Below are 18,501 nucleotides of genomic sequence, written 5' to 3' on the forward strand. Positions count from 1 at the left end.
GGGAACTGGTTGAAATTCGTCCGCTATTATGCTGTCGGGCTGCATCTTTTTCCACAACTTTCGAAGGGCAGCGGACAGGCTGCTACAGCACCCTCTCAGACAACGAAGATGGGGTCGAAGTGCCTGATTTGGAAGAGATTTCCATCAATGTTTGTTGCACCAACCTGGCGTAGCGCAGGCCGTTTCGTTCAAAAAATTTTGCGCTTTCTGGTGAGTCTGCCATTGAATTCGCCCGACTCCCGACCACATACCCGAAATGTGCCCTGGATCGTTCCAATGCCAGGCAAATAACGCAGCCACACTAAATTCACAGCATGTATACCACTGTGAATAAAAACAGGTAAACTAGTGAGTTCTCCTCGTCCGGCCCACAACCTTCGAAAGCCAGCCCAATCCTGATGGAAGAAATCCGTATCCGCGGCGCCCGCACGCACAACCTCAAGAACATCAACCTCGACCTGCCGCGCAACAAGCTGATCGTGATCACCGGCCTGTCGGGTTCCGGCAAGTCCTCGCTCGCCTTCGATACCCTGTACGCCGAGGGCCAGCGCCGCTATGTCGAGTCGCTGTCGGCCTACGCGCGCCAGTTCCTGCAGCTGATGGAGAAGCCGGACGTCGACCTGATCGAGGGCCTGTCGCCGGCCATCTCGATCGAGCAGAAAGCGACCTCGCACAACCCGCGCTCGACCGTCGGCACCGTCACCGAGATCCACGATTACCTGCGCCTGCTGTACGCGCGCGTCGGCACGCCCTATTGCCCGGACCACTCGCACGAGCCGCTGACCGCGCAGACCGTCTCGCAGATGGTCGATGCCGTGCTGGCCATGCCGGAGGGCACCAAGCTGATGATCCTGGCGCCCGTCGTCGCCAACCGCAAGGGCGAGCACAGCGACCTGTTCGCCTCGATGCAGGCCCAGGGCTTCGTGCGTTTCCGCGTCCAGAGCGGCACCGGCGTCGCCAAAATCTATGACGTCGACGACCTGCCGAAGCTGAAGAAGACCGAGAAGCACACCATCGACGTCGTGATCGACCGCGTGAAGGTCAACGCCGAGATCAAGCAGCGCCTGGCCGAATCCTTCGAAACCGCGCTGCGCCTGGCCGACGGCCGCGCCGTGGCCTACGAGATGGACACCGAGAAGGAACACATCTTCTCGAACAAGTTCGCCTGCAACGTCTGCGGCTATTCGCTGCAGGAGCTGGAGCCGCGCCTGTTCTCCTTCAATAACCCGATGGGCGCCTGCCAGGAATGCGACGGCCTGGGCCACATCGAGTTCTTCGATCCGAAGCGCATCGTCGCCTTCCCGAACCTGTCGCTGGCCTCCGGCGCCGTGAAGGGCTGGGATCGCCGCAACCAGTTCTATTTCCAGATGCTGAGCAGCCTGGCGCAGCACTTCGAATTCGACCTCGATAAACCCTTCGAGCAGCTGCCGAAGGCCGCGCAGGATGTCGTCCTGTTCGGCTCCGGCAAGAATACCGTGCCCTTCGCCTACGTGAACGAGCGTGGCCGCACCGTGATCCGCGAGCACACCTTCGAAGGCGTGGTCAACAACCTGCAGCGCCGCTACCGCGAAACGGACTCGATGGCGGTGAAGGAAGAGCTGGCCAAGTTCATCAACGAGAAGGAATGCCCGACCTGCGGCGGCGCGCGCCTGCGCACCGAAGCGCGCTATGTGCGCATCGGCACCGGCGACCAGGAACGCGCGATCTACGAGGTCGCCAGGACCCCGCTGCGCGACTGCCTGGCCTACTTCGACAGCCTGGAGCTGACCGGCGCCAAGAAGGACATCGCCGAGCGCGTGATCAAGGAGATCGTCGCGCGCCTGAAATTCCTGAACGACGTCGGCCTCGATTACCTGTCGCTGGACCGCAGCGCCGATACCCTGTCGGGCGGCGAAGCCCAGCGCATCCGCCTGGCCTCGCAGATCGGCTCCGGCCTGACCGGCGTGATGTACGTGCTCGACGAGCCCTCGATCGGCTTGCACCAGCGCGACAACGACCGCCTGATCGCGACCCTGAAGCACCTGCGCGACATCGGCAACAGCGTGCTGGTGGTCGAGCACGACGAGGATGCGATCCGCACCGCCGACTACATCGTCGACATGGGTCCGGGCGCGGGCGTGCATGGCGGCGCCGTGATCGCCGAGGGCACGATCAAGGACATCATGAAGAACAAGGAGTCCTTGACCGCGGCCTACCTGAGCGGCCGCAAGAAGATCGAGGTGCCGAAGAAGCGCACCGAGGCCGATCCCGAGCGCATGCTGCACATCAGCGGCGCGACCGGCAACAACCTGAAGGACGTGACCCTGGAGCTGCCGGTGGGCCTGATGACCTGCGTGACCGGCGTCTCCGGCTCGGGCAAGTCGACGCTGATCAACGACACCCTGTATCCGGCCCTGTCGCGCCACCTGTACGGCTCGCAGACGGAACCGGCGCCGCACACCGCGATCCACGGCCTGGAACACTTCGACAAGGTGATCTCGGTCGACCAGGCGCCGATCGGCCGTACCCCGCGTTCGAACCCGGCGACCTATACCGGCGTGTTCACCCCGATCCGCGACCTGTTCGCGACGGTGCCGACCGCCAAGGAGCGTGGTTACTCCGCCGGCCGCTTCTCGTTCAACGTGAAGGGCGGCCGCTGCGAAGCCTGCCAGGGTGACGGCGTGATCAAGGTCGAGATGCACTTCCTGCCGGACGTCTACGTGCCTTGCGACGTCTGCCACGGCAAGCGCTACAACCGCGAGACGCTGGAAGTCGAGTACAAGGGCAAGAACATCACCGAAGTGCTGGACATGACGGTCGAGGACGCGCACGACTTCTTCAAGGCCGTGCCGGTCATCGCCCGCAAGCTGCATACGCTGCTGGACGTGGGCCTCGGCTACATCAAGCTGGGCCAGAGCGCGACCACGCTGTCGGGCGGCGAGGCGCAACGCGTGAAGCTGTCGCTGGAGCTGTCCAAGCGCGACACCGGCCGCACCCTGTACATCCTCGACGAGCCGACCACCGGCCTGCACTTCGCCGACATCGACCTGCTGCTGAAGGTGATCCACCGCCTGCGCGACCAGGGCAACACGCTCGCCATCATCGAGCACAACCTGGACGTGATCAAGACCGCGGACTGGATCGTCGACCTCGGTCCGGAAGGCGGCGCGGGCGGCGGCACCATCGTCGCCACCGGCACGCCGGAGGATGTGGCCAAGAACAAGGCCAGCGTGACGGGCAAGTACCTGAAGCCGCTTCTGAAGCAGTAAGCAGGAATGAAAAGGACGCCTCGGCGTCCTTTTTTTATCGCTACTCCGTCGTATAAAGCGGCTGGTGCACCCGCACCGGCCGCACATCCATCCTGATCCGGTAGATCGAATACGCATCCTCGCGGTTGGTCGCGTATTCGCGCGTATCGGGCACGCGGGTGAAGGTGAACTCGAAGCCGCGTTCCGCCGTCTTGCTGCCGGGCCCTTCGAAGGCGATGCCGACGGCGCGCTGCTGGTCGCTGTCCACCAGTTTTTCCAGCAGGTTCACGACCGAGGTATTCCCCAGGATGTCGGTGGTGAAGATCGATTCGCGGTGCTCGCGGTCGATGTTCTTCAGCGGCTCCTTGTCCGGTCCCGGCGAATAGGCCCGGTTGACCAGGTTGAAGCGGTCGCCGCTGTCGAGATAGCTGATGCGCGCATTCGACAGGTTGAAGTTCGGCCGCGCCTTGTCGGTGCTGGCGCCGGCCAGGTCGAGCACCAGCGCGCCGCGGTAGCCGATGATCGTGACGTCGCGCGTCGGTCCGACCACGGCGGCGGTGTTCTCGTCGATGCCGAGTCCCAGCGTATAGCCCTTGGCCAGCATCACCGGCAGCATGCGGGCGAAGCGGCCGCGGATCAGGAAGTGCTGGTCGATGAAGACATCGTCGCCGACGAAGCCCAGGCCGGGCGCGACATCCTTGCCGTCCACAATCCCGTTCTGCAGCATCGGCAGCACTTCCAGCGGCGGATCGTAGAACATGGTGCGGCTCATGATGGCCGCGCCGGCGCTGGTGCCGGCGATGACGCCGCCGCGCCGGTACATCGCCCACAACGCGTCCAGCACGGCGGTGTTGCCGCCGTCGGCGCGCTTGAGCGAAGCGGTGATGCGGGCCTGGTCGCCGCCGGTGAAGAAGGCGCCGCCGGCCTCGCGCACCCGGGCCGCCAGGGCCGGATCGTCGGCCGCCTTGCGCGCGTCCGCGCCGGCCAGGCGCGGCGCGACCGGCACCACGAAGGCCTGCGCGCCGTAGCGCCTGAGGGCTTCCACGGTAAGCCGTCCTTCGCGCTCGGGCGTGCCGGCCGCGGTCGGGAACACCGCGATGCGCGCGCCCTTCCCGCCCGCCAGCTCGACGATCTTCTGGTACACCTCGGCGTTATTGGCGCGCAAGCCGCCGCCGATGATGACCAGCGATCCCTTCGGCGCGCCGGCATCGGCTGCCGATACGGTGGCGCAACCAAGCGCCAGCGCCACCGCAAAGCACAGTCTCTTCAACATGCGCCCCTCGTCACTTGAACGAGTAGTTCACGCTCACGAAGCCGCTGCGGCCGCGCGGGTCGGTGTAGCTCGGATCGTAGCCGGCCAGGAAGAACCAGGCCTGGTTCGAGAACGGCGGATCCTTGTCGAGCAGGTTCAGGATACCGGCGCGCAGCTTGAGGTTCTTGCCGATCGCCCAGCTGCCGGTCAGGTCCCACAGCGAATAGGCCTTCACGTGGTTCGGCGGCAGCAGCGTGTCGGTGTAGGGGTCGTAGGTCGTGTTCTGGTCGGTGTAGCTGGACGAGTACTGGTTCGCCAGCGTCAGCGTGACCGGGCCGTTGTCCCATTCGAAGTTGACGCGGTGGCGCCACTTCTGGATCACCTGGTCGTTCAGGAACACGCCCAGGTTGCTGCGGTACGGTTCCTGCGGACCGAACTGGCGGTCGTACTTCACGACCCAGGTGCCGGACAGGTTGATGCCGAAGCGCCCCCAGGCGCCGCGCTCGCTGCGCCAGTCGCCCGCGATATCGAAGCCCGAGGTCTTCAGGCGGCCCTGGTTCTCCTTCATCAGGAGGATGTTCGAGATGAAGCCGTCCTCGTCGCGCTGGATGTACTTGCCGTTGTAGGCTGCCGGGTTTTCGATGATGACTTGTTCGCCGAGGGTGCTGATCACGTCCTTCTTCTCGATGTTCCAGTAGTCGATCGAGAGGCTGGTGCGCTTGACCGGCTCCAACACCACGCCCAGCGTGAACTGGCGCGACTTCTCGGGCTTCAGGTTCGGGTTCGAGCGGCGCTCGACGTTCCACTGGTCGGTACAGGTGTCGATGCTGCCTTCCTGCTTCACGCACTGCGGGTCGGTCAGGATGCCGGCGGTGGTGCCGTAGATGGTCGGGCGCTTCAGGTCCGACAGCGAGGGCGCGCGGAAGCCGGTGCCGGCCGAGGCCCGCAGCAGCAGGGCCTCGGACGGGTGCCAGCGCAGGCCGATCTTCGGATTGGTGGTGTTGCCGACTTCGCTGTAGTGGTCGTAGCGGACCGCGAACTGCATCTCCAGTTCCTTGGTGAACGGCGCGATCACTTCGGTGAACACCGAGGCCACCTTGCGCGTATCGTCCGCGGTCTCGACCTCGATCGGCTCGCCGGCCGGGATCGTGCTGTCGCGGTCGCCGGCGATATTGTTCGACCTGAGCAGATCCGACGGCGTGAACAGCTGGTGTTCGTGGCGCAGCTCGCCGCCGATGGCGATGGCGAGATCGCCGCCGCCCAGCGCCGTCAGCGCACGCGACATCTTGCCGTCCAGCGAAGTGGACACGCCTTTCGCCTTGCGCGCTTCGTCATTGATCTTGATGCTGTTGATCAGGTCGATGCCGGCCTGGGACGAGGGGGCGAAGGGGTTGACGGTGCCGTTGCGTACGGCGGCGTCGAACTTGTCGTAGAGGACGTAGCCGTTCACGTACTTGTCCACGGCGCGGTTCTCGGCGCGCGCCAGGGCGGCGTCGTAGTCCCAGCCGCCCAGGGTGCCGGTAGCGCCCAGCACCAGGCGCTGGCCGGTACTGGTCACCTCGTTGCTGCGGTTGCCGGCTTCCGCCATGCGGTAGCGGATGCCGCTGAAGGTAGTGGGCAGGCCGGCGCCCGAGAGCGCAGTGCGGTAGGCCTCCGGCAGGATGCTGACCGGCAGGTTGCGGATCCGGACCGGGTTCGGCGACAGCACGTATTTGGTCTTCGCCTCGCTCTGCACCAGTTCCGCGAACAGCTGGTTGTCCGCGTCCAGCTGGAAGGTCGCGCGGCCGATGAAGCCGACCTTGCGCGAGTCCGGATAGATCTCGGTGTCTTCCATGTAATCGTAGCTGCAGCCGGCCTTGCCGCCCGGGCCCTTCGGCGCGTACACGGTGGCCGGCGGGTTGCAGCCCGGCGCGCTCGGATTGACCCGGCTGGAGGTGCTGCCGGCCGGCAGCAGGCCGGCGGCGATCAGGGCGGCGCGCTGCGCGCCGGAGACGTCGATATTCGCCGGGAAGGTATTGCTCGACATCTGGGCCGGCAGCGTGGTCGCCAGCTCGCGCTCCTTGATGAAGCTGCGCTGGCCCGAACGCAGGCGCTCGAGCTGCTGCACGTCGAGCACGCCGAACACATTGAAGCGGTCGGTGTTCAGGTCGCCGAAGCCGGCGCTGATGCTGGCGGTCTTCTTGCCGGCGCCGCCGTGCTGGGTGCCGGCCAGCGAGCCGGCCAGGTCGACGCCGGTGTAGTCCTTGCGCGTAATGAAGTTGATCACGCCGCCGATCGCGTCGGTGCCGTAGATCGCCGAGGCGCCGTCCTTCAGCACCTCGACGCGCTGGATCGCGCCGGCCGGGATGTTGTTCAGGTCGACGCCCGCGTTGTCGCCGGGGGAAGCGAAGTTGGCCAGGCGGCGGCCGTTCAGCAGGACCAGCGTGGACGAGGCGCCGATGCCGCGCATATTGGCGGCGTTCAGGCCGCGCTGGCCCGAGGTGCCGTCGGTGATGCTGGGGCCGTCCGTGATCGGCGCCGTGTTGGCGCTGATGTTCTTGACCAGTTCCGCCGCGGTGGTGGCACCCATCTTCTCGATCTCTTCGCGCGTGATGGTCTGCACCGGCAGGGCCGTCTCGGTGTCGATGCGCTTGATCGACGAGCCGGTGATCTCGACCCGCTGCATCTTCGGCTGTTCCTGCTGCGCGTAGGCCGCCTGCTGCGCCATCATGGCCAGTGCGGCGGCGACGCTCGATGCCAGGACGGCAGGCCGCAAAGTACTCGATATGTGCTTACCCATGCAATGCTCCCTCTCGTGTCTTGGTGAAGATTCAGGACTGCTTGTCGGTGCGGCGCTTGCGGGCGCCCTCTTTTTTCTGCGTGCTGCCAGTGCGGATCTGGTGTTCGCCATAGAGGTAGGCGGCAATCGCCTCGGTATGGCGGGCCGCCTTGGCGACGTTGGCTTTATTCGAGGTCATCAGCGACACGGCCAGCGCTTCGATCACGGCCAGCGTGCTGCTGCCGCTGCTGGGCAGCACCGGGTGCGCACTGTGCGCATACAGCACGTGGTGCCCCAGCTCGGCGAGCGGGGATGCGGGCGAATCGGTGATGGAGACGATGGTGGCGCCGCTGTCGCGTGCGAAGCGGGTCAGCGGCACCGCGGCCAGCGTATAGCGCGGCATGGAGATCACGACCAGCACGTCCCTGGCGCCGATGTTGGCCAGGTGGCTGGCCGCGACTTCGGTGCCGCCGCTGCCGGCCACCTCGACCACGTGGGCGCAGAAGGGCTGCAGGTGCATCGCCAGCGTGCCGGCCAGGAAGGTGGACAGGCCAAAGCCCATCACGTACACGGTGCGCGCCTTGGTCAGCACGGCGACGACGCGCTCGATCCGGGCGCCGTCCAGCGTGCGGCTGGTGGCCGTGATGGCCGCCTCGGCATAGCCCAGGCTTTCCAGCGCCGGCGACGCGGCCGCGGCGCGGCGCGCGATCGTGCTGCGCAGCTTCTCGACCGGCTGCAGCACCGACTGCAGGGTCTCGGCCACCGCACTGCGCATCGCCGCATAGTTCTTGAAGCCGAGGTCGCGCGAGAAGCGGCTGATGGTTGCCGTCGATACCTCGCAGGCCTCGGCCAGCTCCTCGATCCCGAGCGCGGTCACGCGCATCTGGTTGCGCAGCAGGTAATCGGCGATGGCGCGGTTCGAGGCCGAACCCTCCGCGAGTACGCGCAACAGGCGCTGGCCGAGCGAAGACTCGGCAAAGCCGATGTCGGGCGAGGCGCTGGACTGGGCAGGAGGATTCGTCGGCATGCTCTTAACAATCTCAAAATGTTTCCTGAATTTAAACCATGTAATAACATGAACTCAACAGGTTTTTGAAAATTTTCTTTCATTGATTTACCTTGTGTAAAAATTCATACATAATTTGCCGGGCAGCCGGAGCGCCGGCCAGGAGACCTGCTTATGCATGCAAAGACGCACACGATCGCGGCCGAACCGGGAGTCGCTGCCTACCAGCTCAACTCCTGCCATTACGGCCGCCCGGGCACCGGCCGGAAGGCCTATATCCAGGCTGCCCTGCATGCGGACGAGGTCCCGGCGATGCTGGTGGCGCACGTCCTGCGTCGCGAACTGGAGCGGCTCGATAGCGAGGGCCGCATCCTCGGCGAGGTGATCCTGGTGCCGGCCGCGAATCCGATCGGCCTGTCGCAGGTCGTGCAAGGCATGCCCTTCGGGCGCTTCGACCTCGGCACCGGTCTCAATTTCAACCGCGCCTTCCACCATGTGACCGACGAACTGAAGGCGGCGCTGGCGGGCCGCCTGGGGCCTGACGCGGCGGCAAACGTGTCCCTGATCCGCACGGAGGCGCGCGCCGCCATCGCCCGCTGGGAGCCGGCCGACGCCACCGCCGTTCTCAAGAAAACGCTGCTGTCGATGGCGATCGACGCCGACCTCGTGCTCGACCTCCACTGCGACAACGAAGCCCGGCTGCACCTGTACACCGGCGCCGCGCTGGCCGACCGGGTCAGGCCGCTGGCCGCGCTGCTCGGGGCGCATGCCCTGCTCCTGTCGAACGCGTCGGGCGGCGCGCCTTTCGATGAAGCCTGCGGCGACCTGTGGTGGGAGCTGGCCGCGCATTTCGGCGAAGCGACGCCGATTCCGCCGGCCTGCGCCGCGATCACGGTCGAACTGCGCGGCGAAATGGACGTGCGCTACGATCTGGCCGAGCAGGATGCAAGGGCGCTGCTGCAGTACCTGGCGCGCGAAGGGGTCCTCGACCTGCCCCTGGCGCCCCTGCCCGAGCCGTTGTGCGAGCCGACCCCGCTGGCCGGCGTCGAGCGGCTCGATGCGCCGCAGTCAGGGGTCCTGGTATTCCTGAAGCTGCTCGGCGAACGGGTCGCTGCCGGTGAAGCGGTGGCCGACGTCATCAACCCGGTGAGCGGCGCCACGGCCACCTTGCGCGCAAGCCGCGACGGCGTGCTGTTCGCCAGCACCGCCCATCGCCACCTGCTGCGCGGCATGCACATCTGTAAAATCGCGGGCGCCACGTCCTTCCGTTCCGGTTCCCTCTTGAGTCAATAAGGAGCACACGCACATGCGCCTTCGAATGCCCAATACCTTCGTGCTGCTGTTCGCGATCCTGACGCTGATCGCGCTGGCGACCTGGTTCGTCCCCGGCGGGAAGTACGAGACCCACCTCGTGAACGGCAAGCAGCTGGTCGACCCGGCCACGTTTCACTACGTGGCCAGCGCCCCGCAGGGACTGGTGGCGCTGATGAAGGCGCCCATCAAGGGCTTCGTCGAGGCGGCGCAGATCATCGGCTTCGTGCTGATCGTCGGCGGCGCCTTCGCGGTGGTGCAGCGTACCGAAGCGATCGACACCGCGATCCGCTCGATCGCGCGGGCGCACGCGCATTCGAGGCTGGTGCGCGCCACCATCATCCCGGTGTTCGTGACCCTGTTCTCGCTCGGCGGCGCGACCTTCGGCATGAACGAGGAAGTGATTCCCTTCGTGCTCATCTTCGTCCCGCTGGCGCTGGCGCTCGGCTACGACACCGTGACCGGCGTGTCGATCCCCTTCCTTGGCTCGCAGGTCGGATTCGGCGCCGCCTTCCTGAACCCGTTCAATGTCGGCATCGCGCAGGGCATCGCCGGCGTGCCGGTGTTTTCGGGCATGGGCTACCGCATGATCGTGTGGGCGGCAGCGACCTTCGTGACGATCGCCTTCCTGATGTGGTACGCGGCGCGCGTAAAACGCAACCCGGCCCTGAGCCCGACCCATGTGCTGGACCAGACCCGGCGCCAGGAGCATCCGGTGACGCTGTCGTCCGACGAGCGCATGACCGGGCGCCACGGCGCCGTGCTGGCGATCTTCGCGCTGACGCTGGGGGCGATGGTGATCGGGGTGGTGAAGTACGACTGGTTCATCGACGAGATCGCGGCCCTGTTCCTGGCGATGGCGATCGTGGTCGGCCTGGTCGGCCGCCTGGCGCCGGACGCCTGGGTTGCCTCCTTCATGCAGGGCGTGAAGGACCTGGCGCCGACGGCGCTGGTGATCGCGATCGCGCGCGCGACGATGGTGATCGCGCGCGACGCCCACATCATCGACACCATGCTGCACGCACTGATGCCGCTGGTACAGTCGAGCCACCCGGTGTTCGCGGCGCAGAAGATGTACCTGATCCAGTCGGTGATCAACTTCTTCATCCACTCGGGCAGTGGCCAGGCCGCACTGACGATGCCGATCATGGCGCCGCTGGCGGACCTGGTGGGCGTGACGCGCCAGACCGCGATCCTCGCGTTCCAGTTGGGAGAGCTGTCCACCCCGATAATCCCGACCTCCGGCATCACGGTCGGCGTGCTGGCGCTGGCGCGCGTGCCCTGGCTGACCTGGGCCAAGTGGATGATTCCGCTGCAGCTGATCTACCTGGCGCTGGCGCTGCTGCTGCTGGTGCCGCCCTGCCTGATGCAGTGGAGCTGAGCGGTCGTCAGCGCAGATGAAAAAAGGGACAGGCGCGAGCCTGTCCCTTTCTGTTTTGTGCGGCCGGTTTACGTGAACCAGTCCGTCGTCTCCCCACTAACCCGTCGTGGGCACGGCGTGCCCACCCTGCTCTTTATGATCCCAGGCGCTGCTCCAGCTGCTGCTTGGTCGCCACCAGTTCCTGCGGCAGGCGGTAGGCCAGCTTGTCGAACAGCTCGGTGTGCAGTTTCAGCTCCTCGCGCCAGGCGTCCTTGTCGATCGAGGTGATCATGGTGAACTGCTCTTCGCTGAACTCGATGCCGGTCCAGTTCAGGTCGCCGTACGAGGGGGTGGTGCCGAACATGTGCTCGACGCCGCCCTGCTTGCCTTCGGTGCGTTCGAGGATCCACTTCAGCACGCGCATATTGTCGCCGTAGCCCGGCCACACGAAGTTGCCCTTCTCATCGGTGCGGAACCAGTTGACGCAGAAAATCTTCGGCTGCACCGCAATTTTCCGGCCCAGGTCCAGCCAGTGCTGGAAGTAGTCGCTCATGTTATAGCCGATGAAAGGCAGCATCGCGTACGGGTCGCGGCGCACGATGCCCATCTGGCCGGCGGCGGCGGCAGTGGTTTCCGAGCCCATGGTCGCGGCCATGTACACGCCTTCGGTCCAGTTGCGCGCCTCGGTCACCAGCGGCACCGTGGTCGAACGGCGGCCGCCGAAGATGAAGGCCGAGATCGGCACACCGGCCGGATCGTCCCAGGCCGGGTCGATGACCGGGTTCTGGGTCGCGGCCACGGTGAAGCGTGCGTTCGGGTGCGCAGCCTTGGTGCCCGATGCCGGGGTCCAGTCCTTGCCTTGCCAGTCGATCAGGTGCGCCGGGGCTTCCTTGGTCATGCCTTCCCACCAGACGTCGCCGTCGTCGGTCAGCGCCACGTTGGTGAAGATGACGTTTTCGCGCAGCGAGGCCATGCAGTTGGGGTTGGTCTTGTCATTGGTGCCCGGGGCCACGCCGAAGTAGCCGGCTTCCGGGTTGATCGCGACCAGCTTGCCGTCCGCGCCCGGCTTGATCCAGGCGATGTCGTCGCCGATGGTGGTGACCTTCCAGCCTTCGAAGCCGGCAGGCGGGATCAGCATCGCGAAATTGGTCTTGCCGCAGGCCGAGGGGAAGGCGGCGGCCACGTATTTCTTGTCGCCCTGTGGCGATTCGACGCCCAGGATCAGCATGTGCTCGGCCAGCCAGCCGGTGCCGCCCTGCTGGGCTTCCTGGTAACCCATGTTGGAAGCGATGCGCAGCGCGAAGCACTTCTTGCCCAGCAGCGCATTGCCGCCGTAGCCCGAGCCGAAGGACCAGATCTCGCGGGTTTCCGGATAGTGGACGATGTACTTGGTGGCGTTGCACGGCCAGCGCACGTCCTGCTGGCCAGCGGCCAGCGGCATGCCGACGCTGTGCACGCAAGGCACGAAGTCGCCGTTTTCGCCCAGCACGTCGTACACGGCCTTGCCCATGCGGGTCATGATGCGCATGTTGACGGCCACGTAGGGCGAGTCGGACAGTTCGACGCCGATGTGGGCGATCGGCGAGCCCAGCGGACCCATCGAGAACGGCACCACGTACATGGTGCGGCCGGCCATGCAGCCGTCGAACAGGCCGTTCAGGGTCTGGCGCATCTCGTTCGGATCGGTCCAGTTGTTGGTCGGACCGGCCTGCTCCTTGGTAGCCGAGCAGATGAAGGTGCGGTCTTCGACGCGCGCGACGTCGCTCGGGTCCGAGCATGCCAGGTAGGAGTTCGGGCGCTTTTCCGGATTCAGGCGCTTCATCGTACCGGCCTCGACCATCAGCGCGCACAGGCGGTCGTACTCTTCCTGCGAGCCGTCGCACCAGTAGATGGCGTCCGGCTTCGTGAGGGCCGCGATCTCGGCCACCCAATTGATGAGTTTGTTGTGCTTGATGTAAGCTGGGGCGTTTAGTGCGGCGACACCGCGCATGACGGGCTGATTCATAGGTACCTCCAATGCCAATAAAGAATTCCTGGGGCCTCGGAAAACCGGCTTCGCGTCACAGGGCCGCGGCTGGCAACGGTTCGTCGAGGGTCCGTCTTGGTCTTGTCCGCTCGGCAGATCGTCTCCTTAGGCATCCCCGACTCGGGGACCCGCGCTCTGAAATCCATTTGGCAATGGTTCGGCGCCGGGGTAAGGTGATGCGGCGGTCGTGTCGGCTAATGGCTGCGATCAATGTCTCAAAAGATGACAATCAGACATCGCTCGGCCTTATTTCTGGTCGATTCTACACCTGCACCAATGCGTTTTAAATGCTTTCACAACAAAAATGTAGGAAATTTGGTTGACTAATGTAGTAGGTTATTCAGCATCTTTTGAATCTGCGTTATTTCATTACTTACACGTACGAAATTTACAAAAAACATTATGAAAATAGCCATTCTCGACGACTACCAGGATGCAGTACGCCACCTCGACTGTTTCAAATTGCTGGATGGCCATGAGGTCAAGGTCTTTACCAATTCGACCCGTGGCCTGGGCCAGCTGGCGATCCGCCTGGCGCCGTTCGACGCGCTGGTGCTGATCCGCGAGCGCACCGCTTTCCCGCGCGCCCTGCTGTCCAAGCTGCCCAACCTGAAACTGATCTCGCAGACCGGCAAGCTGGCCGGCCACGTCGACACCGCGGCCGCCACCGAGCACGGCATCGCGATCGCGGAAGGCGTCGGCTCGCCGGTCGCGCCCGCCGAACTGACCTGGGCGCTGATCATGGCCGCGAGCCGCAAGATCGTGCCCTACGCGAACAATCTCAAGCAGGGACTGTGGCAGACCGCCTCGATCAATCCGGAACTGAATGGCCTGGGCCGGACGCTGAAGGGGCGCACGTTGGCGATCTGGGGCTACGGCAAGATCGGCAAGATGGTGGCCGGCTTCGCCAAGGCCTTCGGCATGCAGGTGCTGGTGTGGGGCAGCGAAACCAGCCGCGCGGCGGCCGTGGCCGACGGTTTCCAGGCGGCGCCGACGCGCGAAGCCTTCTTCGAACAGGCGGACGTGCTGAGCCTGCACCTGCGCCTGAACGACGCGACGCGCGGCATCGTCACCGCCGATGACCTGGGCCGCATGAAGCCGGATGCGCTGTTCGTGAATACCAGCCGGGCCGAGCTGGTGGCGGAGAATGCCCTCGAGGAAGCCCTGCACCGCGGACGGCCGGGCCACGCGGCGCTGGACGTGTTCACCAGCGAACCGCTGCCGGCGGAGTCGCCGCTCCTGAAGATCCCGACGGTGCTGGCGACGCCGCACCTGGGGTATGTGGAGAAGGACAGCTACGAGCTGTACTTCCGGGTCGCGTTCGAAAACGTGGTCAATTTCGCGAACGGCAAGCCGACGAATATCCTGAATCCGTAGGGTGGGGCAATGCAGGCCAGCGGCCTGGACTGCGTGCCCACGCGTGACGCTCGCACACCGGCTGCCACCCTACCGAAGTTCCGGCTCGCCCGTGAAATTCGGCTTAGGCATCGGCATCGCATGCCGGCGCGTCCACAGGCCGGCCCAGCCCGGCGGCCATTCGATCGCCGGACCGGCATAGGCGGGCAGGCCGGCGCGCACCGGCACCACGGGCACCGGCGGCATCTCGACCAGCCCGCCACCCTTGGGCGGCGGCGCCATGTCGAAGCTGTACATATAGCCCGGCAGCAAAGCCTCGCAGACGCCGGCGAACCAGGCCGTGTGGTCTTCGTCGCGGCCCAGTGCGCGCGCCAGGCCTTCGGGATCGAACTTCGCCAGCGCGTGGATCAGCTCGTCGGTGCTGGCGCCGGGCGCATCGCCCCAGCCCATCACCGGATTGCCGTTGTAGTCGGCGCCCGAGCCGTACCAGCCTTCGCGCCAGGGCCGCTGCATCCAGTCGCGCTGGCCGGTGAACAGATGCCAGCGCCAGTGCAGGCCGGAGGGTTTTGGCCAGGAATGCAGGTACAGCTTTTCGTAGCCGGCCTGGTGCAGTTCGCGCACCATCGCCATCAGGCGCGCGTGCGGCATGCGGTCCGGCGGCGAGCGACGGAACAGGATCGACTCGCCATCGGCGTGCTGTACTTCGTCGGTGGAAAGATTGAGATCGAGGGTACGCGCTTCGTTGCCGAAGCGCGCGGAGATCCAGCCAGTCAACAGGTTGACATGGGTAATCACGCCATAGCCGCGATGGCGGTGGAAGATAACGGTGCCTGGAGCGACGGGTTTCATGTGATCAGTGTACTCATCCGATCCGGACGATTCTAGCGCAGTCACATGTGGATACACACCGTTTGCGGCTATCATTAGCACCTTATTTTTCTGCGTTTCCAAACCATCATCATGACTTTGCGGATCATCGCCACCGGCGGCACTTTCGACAAACACTACAACGAACTCAAGGGTGTCCTGGGCTTTGCGGACAGCCACTTGCCTGAGGTTATCAAGCGTGCGCGCATCACCGTTCCGGCCGAGCTCGAGGTCGTCTCCCTGCTCGATTCGCTCGACATGCAGGACAGCGATCGCCGGAAAGTCCTGGCTGCCTGCCAGGCCGCCAGCGAGAAGGCGATCGTGATCGTGCACGGCACCGACACCATGCGCGAGACGGCGGAAGTGCTGGGCGCGGCCGCGGGCACGAGCGACAAGACCATCGTCTTCACCGGCGCCATGATCCCGTACGAGATCGCGAATTCGGATGCGCTGTTCAACTTCGGCTTCGCCTGCGGCGTGGCGCAAACGCTGCCGCCTGGCGTGTACGTGGCGATGAACGGCACCATTTTTACGTGGGACAACGTCACCAAGAACCGCGCCGCCGGCGTGTTCCAGCAGCGCTGACCCGACAGGATTTCTGGACGGCTATCGAGCGCTGCGCGTTTTCGTCAATTTCTACAATGCTCCTTCACGCGAATGCAGGAGGAGCAAACAATGAACGAGCAACGCCCGCCCCTGACCACCCGCCAGGGCCATCCCGTCCGCGACAATCAATCACTGCGCTCGGTTGGCGAGCGCGGTCCGGCCACGCTGGAAAACTACCAGTTCATCGAAAAGATCACCCACTTCGACCGCGAGCGCATCCCCGAGCGCGTGGTGCATGCGCGTGGCACCGGCGCCCACGGCTATTTCGAAGCCTACGGCAAGATCGGTGACGAGCCGGCCAGCAAATACACGCGCGCCCGCGTGCTCAACGAAACAGGCGTGCAGACGCCGGTGTTCGTGCGCTTCTCGACCGTGATCGGCGCCAAGGAATCCCCGGAAACGGCGCGCGACCCGCGCGGCTTCGCCGTCAAGCTGAAGACCGTCGATGGCAACTGGGACCTGGTCGGCAATAACCTGAAGGTCTTCTTCATCCGCGACGCGATCAAGTTCCCGGACATGATCCACGCCTTCAAGCCCGACCCCGTCACCAACCAGCAGGAGCCGTGGCGCTTCTACGACTTCATCTGCAATCATCCGGAAGCCCTGCACATGGTCACCTGGGTCAAGAGCCCATGGGGCATCCCGGCCAACTACCGCGAGATGGAAGGCTCGGGCGTGAACACCTACAAGCTGGTGAACGACCAGGGCATCGCCCACCTCGTGAAATTCCACTGGCAGCCGAAACAGGGCGTGCGCAACCTGACGGCGCAACAGGCGGCCGAGATCCAGGGCCAGGACACCAGCCACGCCACCCGCGACCTGTACGAGGCGATCGAGCGCGGCGAATTCCCGGAGTGGGAATTCTGCGTGCAGCTGATGAGCGACGGCGAACACCCCGAGCTCGATTTCGACCCGCTGGACGACACCAAGCGCTGGCCGGAAGACCGGTTCCCGCTGCTGCCGGTGGGCCGCATGGTGCTCAACAAGAACCCGGACAATGTGTTCGCCGAAACCGAGCAGTCGGCCTTCGGCACCGGCGTGCTGGTCGACGGCGTCGACTTCTCGGACGACAAGATGCTGCAGGGCCGCACCCTCTCCTATTCCGACACCCAGCGCTACCGGGTCGGTCCGAACTACCTGCAGCTGCCGATCAACGCTCCCCAGGAGGGCGCGCGCGCCCGCACCAACCAGCGCGACGGCCAGATGGCGTATTACGTCGACGGCGGCGGCGAGGACAAGCACATCAACTACGAACCCAGCCTGCTGGGCGGCCTGCAGGAAGCGCCGGCGCCGCAGAAGGACTACCACCAGTACGTGCAGGGCCACCTGGGCCGCTACCAGACCACGACGACCGCGTCCGACTACAAGCAGGCCGGCGATCGCTACCGTACGTTCGAGGACTGGGAGCGCGACGAGCTGGTGAACAACGTCGGCGGCGACCTCAAGAAGTGCCCGGAAATCATCCAGCTGCGCATGGTGTGGCACCTGTGGCACTGCGACGAGGACTACGGCCGCCGCGTGGCGCAGGTGGCCGGCATCGACCTCGAGAAGGCCAGGGCCCTGCCGCCGCTGCCGGGCAAGCCGGCGCCGCACCAGAACCGCGAAGGGGCGACTTATACCGGCGGCGTGCCGGAGCACCCAGGCGGGGAGAAGGAGCCGTCGACGTCGGAGGAAGTCGCGGCGAAATGAACTCAGCCCGTCGTCCCCGCGGAGGCGGTGACGACGGGCTGGAAGCGGGAACGACGGGTAGTGCTTACGCCTTGGCTTCCCCGCCCAGCGCCTCGACCAGGTCCGCCATCATCTTCGACAGCTCACCGGTCATCAGCATGATGTCGTTATCGAAACGCTCGTCATCGCTGTAGGTGATGGTTTCGTTTTCCTTGATCACGTCGAGCGGCTTGACGCCCTTGACCGCCAGCGATTCGGTCAGCACGAAGGAGACGCGGCTGTTCCAGGTCATGGCCAGGCGGGTGCACTGCTTGCCGGCGGCGATGTGGCGGCGGATGTCTTCCGGGTCCAGCGAATGCTTCACGTAACGGACCGCGGCCTTGCTCTCGCCGGTGGCGCGCAGCTCGGTGTCCTGGTCGATCGTGAAATTGTACGGCGCCTCGTCCGATTCCAGCCAGCCGGTCATCACGGCCACCGGCGAGCTTTGTACGCGCAGCGATTCCAGCGGCAGCTTGTCGACCGCCTTCAGCAGCAGCTTGATCACGTCGTCGGCCTTGGACGGGCTGGCGGCGTCGATCACCAGCCAGCCGTTGACCGGATCGATCCAGGTCCAGACATTGCTGCGGATCGAAAATGCGCGCGGCAGCAGTTCGTCGGCCACGCGTTCCTTCAATTCCTTCATCGCTTTCTTACCCGGCGGGAAGCCCTGCTGCTCTTCCAGCTCGGCCGCACGGGCCTTGGCCACCTGGGTGATCACCGAACCCGGCAGCAGCTTCTTCTCGGTGCCGAGCATCATCAGCATCTGCTTGTTCACTTCGTGGACCAGCTTGCCGTTGCCGCGCGGCGAATCCCAGCCCTGGCGCAGCAGTTCATTGCTGCTGGCCGGCGTGAAGGCCTGCGATTGCAGCGCTTCTTCCATTTGTTCGGCGGTAAATGCCCACGGTGCGGGCAGACGGTAGATCTGAAGATTCTTGAACCACATACCTTGCTTTCGGTTATCCAGCTAATTTCGGGGGAACGACATTCTACACGCTGCCGGTCGGCAATTTTCACCCGGCAGGGCA

12 protein-coding genes are annotated in these 18,501 nt (G+C 65.2%); 6 read left to right on the top strand and 6 right to left on the bottom strand.

The features are described from left to right. Nucleotides 1–398: 398 nt before the first annotated feature. Nucleotides 399–3,248 (top strand): excinuclease ABC subunit UvrA, encoded by a 2,850-nt coding sequence (gene uvrA / locus AM586_RS14305; protein ID WP_047821226.1) that lies wholly within the window; start codon nucleotides 399–401, stop codon nucleotides 3,246–3,248. Nucleotides 3,249–3,288: 40 nt separating this feature from the next. Here uvrA and AM586_RS14310 read toward each other — a convergent pair whose 3' ends face one another. From AM586_RS14310 to AM586_RS14320, 3 genes are read right to left on the bottom strand one after another with little or no spacing between them, the layout of a single operon-like run. Next, nucleotides 3,289–4,500, bottom strand: a complete 1,212-nt coding sequence (locus AM586_RS14310; RefSeq protein ID WP_047821228.1) for a cyanophycinase — start codon at nucleotides 4,498–4,500, stop codon at nucleotides 3,289–3,291. 10 nt (nucleotides 4,501–4,510) lie between these two features. Continuing rightward, the gene (locus AM586_RS14315; protein WP_047821230.1) at nucleotides 4,511–7,258 is read right to left on the bottom strand and encodes a TonB-dependent receptor; all 2,748 of its coding nucleotides are present in this window, start codon (nucleotides 7,256–7,258) and stop codon (nucleotides 4,511–4,513) included. 31 nt (nucleotides 7,259–7,289) lie between these two features. Next, on the bottom strand, nucleotides 7,290–8,264 hold the full coding sequence (locus AM586_RS14320) for a MurR/RpiR family transcriptional regulator (protein ID WP_047821231.1): 975 nt from the start codon (nucleotides 8,262–8,264) through the stop codon (nucleotides 7,290–7,292). A gap of 153 nt (nucleotides 8,265–8,417) precedes the next feature. Here AM586_RS14320 and AM586_RS14325 point away from each other — a divergent pair, with 153 nt between their 5' ends. Together AM586_RS14325 and AM586_RS14330 are read left to right on the top strand one after the other, a co-directional pair. After that, nucleotides 8,418–9,536, top strand: coding sequence for a succinylglutamate desuccinylase/aspartoacylase family protein (locus AM586_RS14325; protein ID WP_047821233.1), 1,119 nt, complete (start codon nucleotides 8,418–8,420; stop codon nucleotides 9,534–9,536). A 13-nt stretch (nucleotides 9,537–9,549) separates the two neighbouring features. Beyond that, complete coding sequence (locus AM586_RS14330; RefSeq protein WP_047821235.1) at nucleotides 9,550–10,935, top strand: YfcC family protein; 1,386 nt, start codon at nucleotides 9,550–9,552, stop codon at nucleotides 10,933–10,935. 133 nt (nucleotides 10,936–11,068) lie between these two features. Here AM586_RS14330 and AM586_RS14335 read toward each other — a convergent pair whose 3' ends face one another. Further along, complete coding sequence (locus AM586_RS14335) at nucleotides 11,069–12,919, bottom strand: phosphoenolpyruvate carboxykinase (GTP) (protein WP_047821237.1); 1,851 nt, start codon at nucleotides 12,917–12,919, stop codon at nucleotides 11,069–11,071. Between the two features lie 423 nt (nucleotides 12,920–13,342). Between AM586_RS14335 and AM586_RS14340 the strand changes: the two genes are divergently transcribed. Further along, nucleotides 13,343–14,317 (top strand): D-2-hydroxyacid dehydrogenase family protein, encoded by a 975-nt coding sequence (locus tag AM586_RS14340; RefSeq protein WP_047821239.1) that lies wholly within the window; start codon nucleotides 13,343–13,345, stop codon nucleotides 14,315–14,317. A 69-nt stretch (nucleotides 14,318–14,386) separates the two neighbouring features. On the opposite strand, the gene AM586_RS14345 is transcribed toward AM586_RS14340, so the two are convergent. Continuing rightward, the gene (locus tag AM586_RS14345) at nucleotides 14,387–15,145 is read right to left on the bottom strand and encodes a hypothetical protein (RefSeq protein WP_047821241.1); all 759 of its coding nucleotides are present in this window, start codon (nucleotides 15,143–15,145) and stop codon (nucleotides 14,387–14,389) included. 111 nt (nucleotides 15,146–15,256) lie between these two features. Here AM586_RS14345 and AM586_RS14350 point away from each other — a divergent pair, with 111 nt between their 5' ends. Continuing rightward, a complete protein-coding gene (locus tag AM586_RS14350) occupies nucleotides 15,257–15,748 on the top strand; it encodes an asparaginase domain-containing protein (RefSeq protein WP_047821243.1) in 492 nt (163 codons plus the stop codon). Between the two features lie 90 nt (nucleotides 15,749–15,838). Further along, nucleotides 15,839–17,458 (top strand): catalase, encoded by a 1,620-nt coding sequence (locus AM586_RS14355; RefSeq protein WP_047821245.1) that lies wholly within the window; start codon nucleotides 15,839–15,841, stop codon nucleotides 17,456–17,458. A gap of 64 nt (nucleotides 17,459–17,522) precedes the next feature. On the opposite strand, the gene AM586_RS14360 is transcribed toward AM586_RS14355, so the two are convergent. Then, the gene (locus tag AM586_RS14360; RefSeq protein WP_047821247.1) at nucleotides 17,523–18,419 is read right to left on the bottom strand and encodes a recombination-associated protein RdgC; all 897 of its coding nucleotides are present in this window, start codon (nucleotides 18,417–18,419) and stop codon (nucleotides 17,523–17,525) included. Nucleotides 18,420–18,501 lie beyond the last annotated feature (82 nt).

The organism is Massilia sp. WG5 (assembly GCF_001412595.2).
Taxonomy (GTDB): domain Bacteria; phylum Pseudomonadota; class Gammaproteobacteria; order Burkholderiales; family Burkholderiaceae_D; genus Telluria.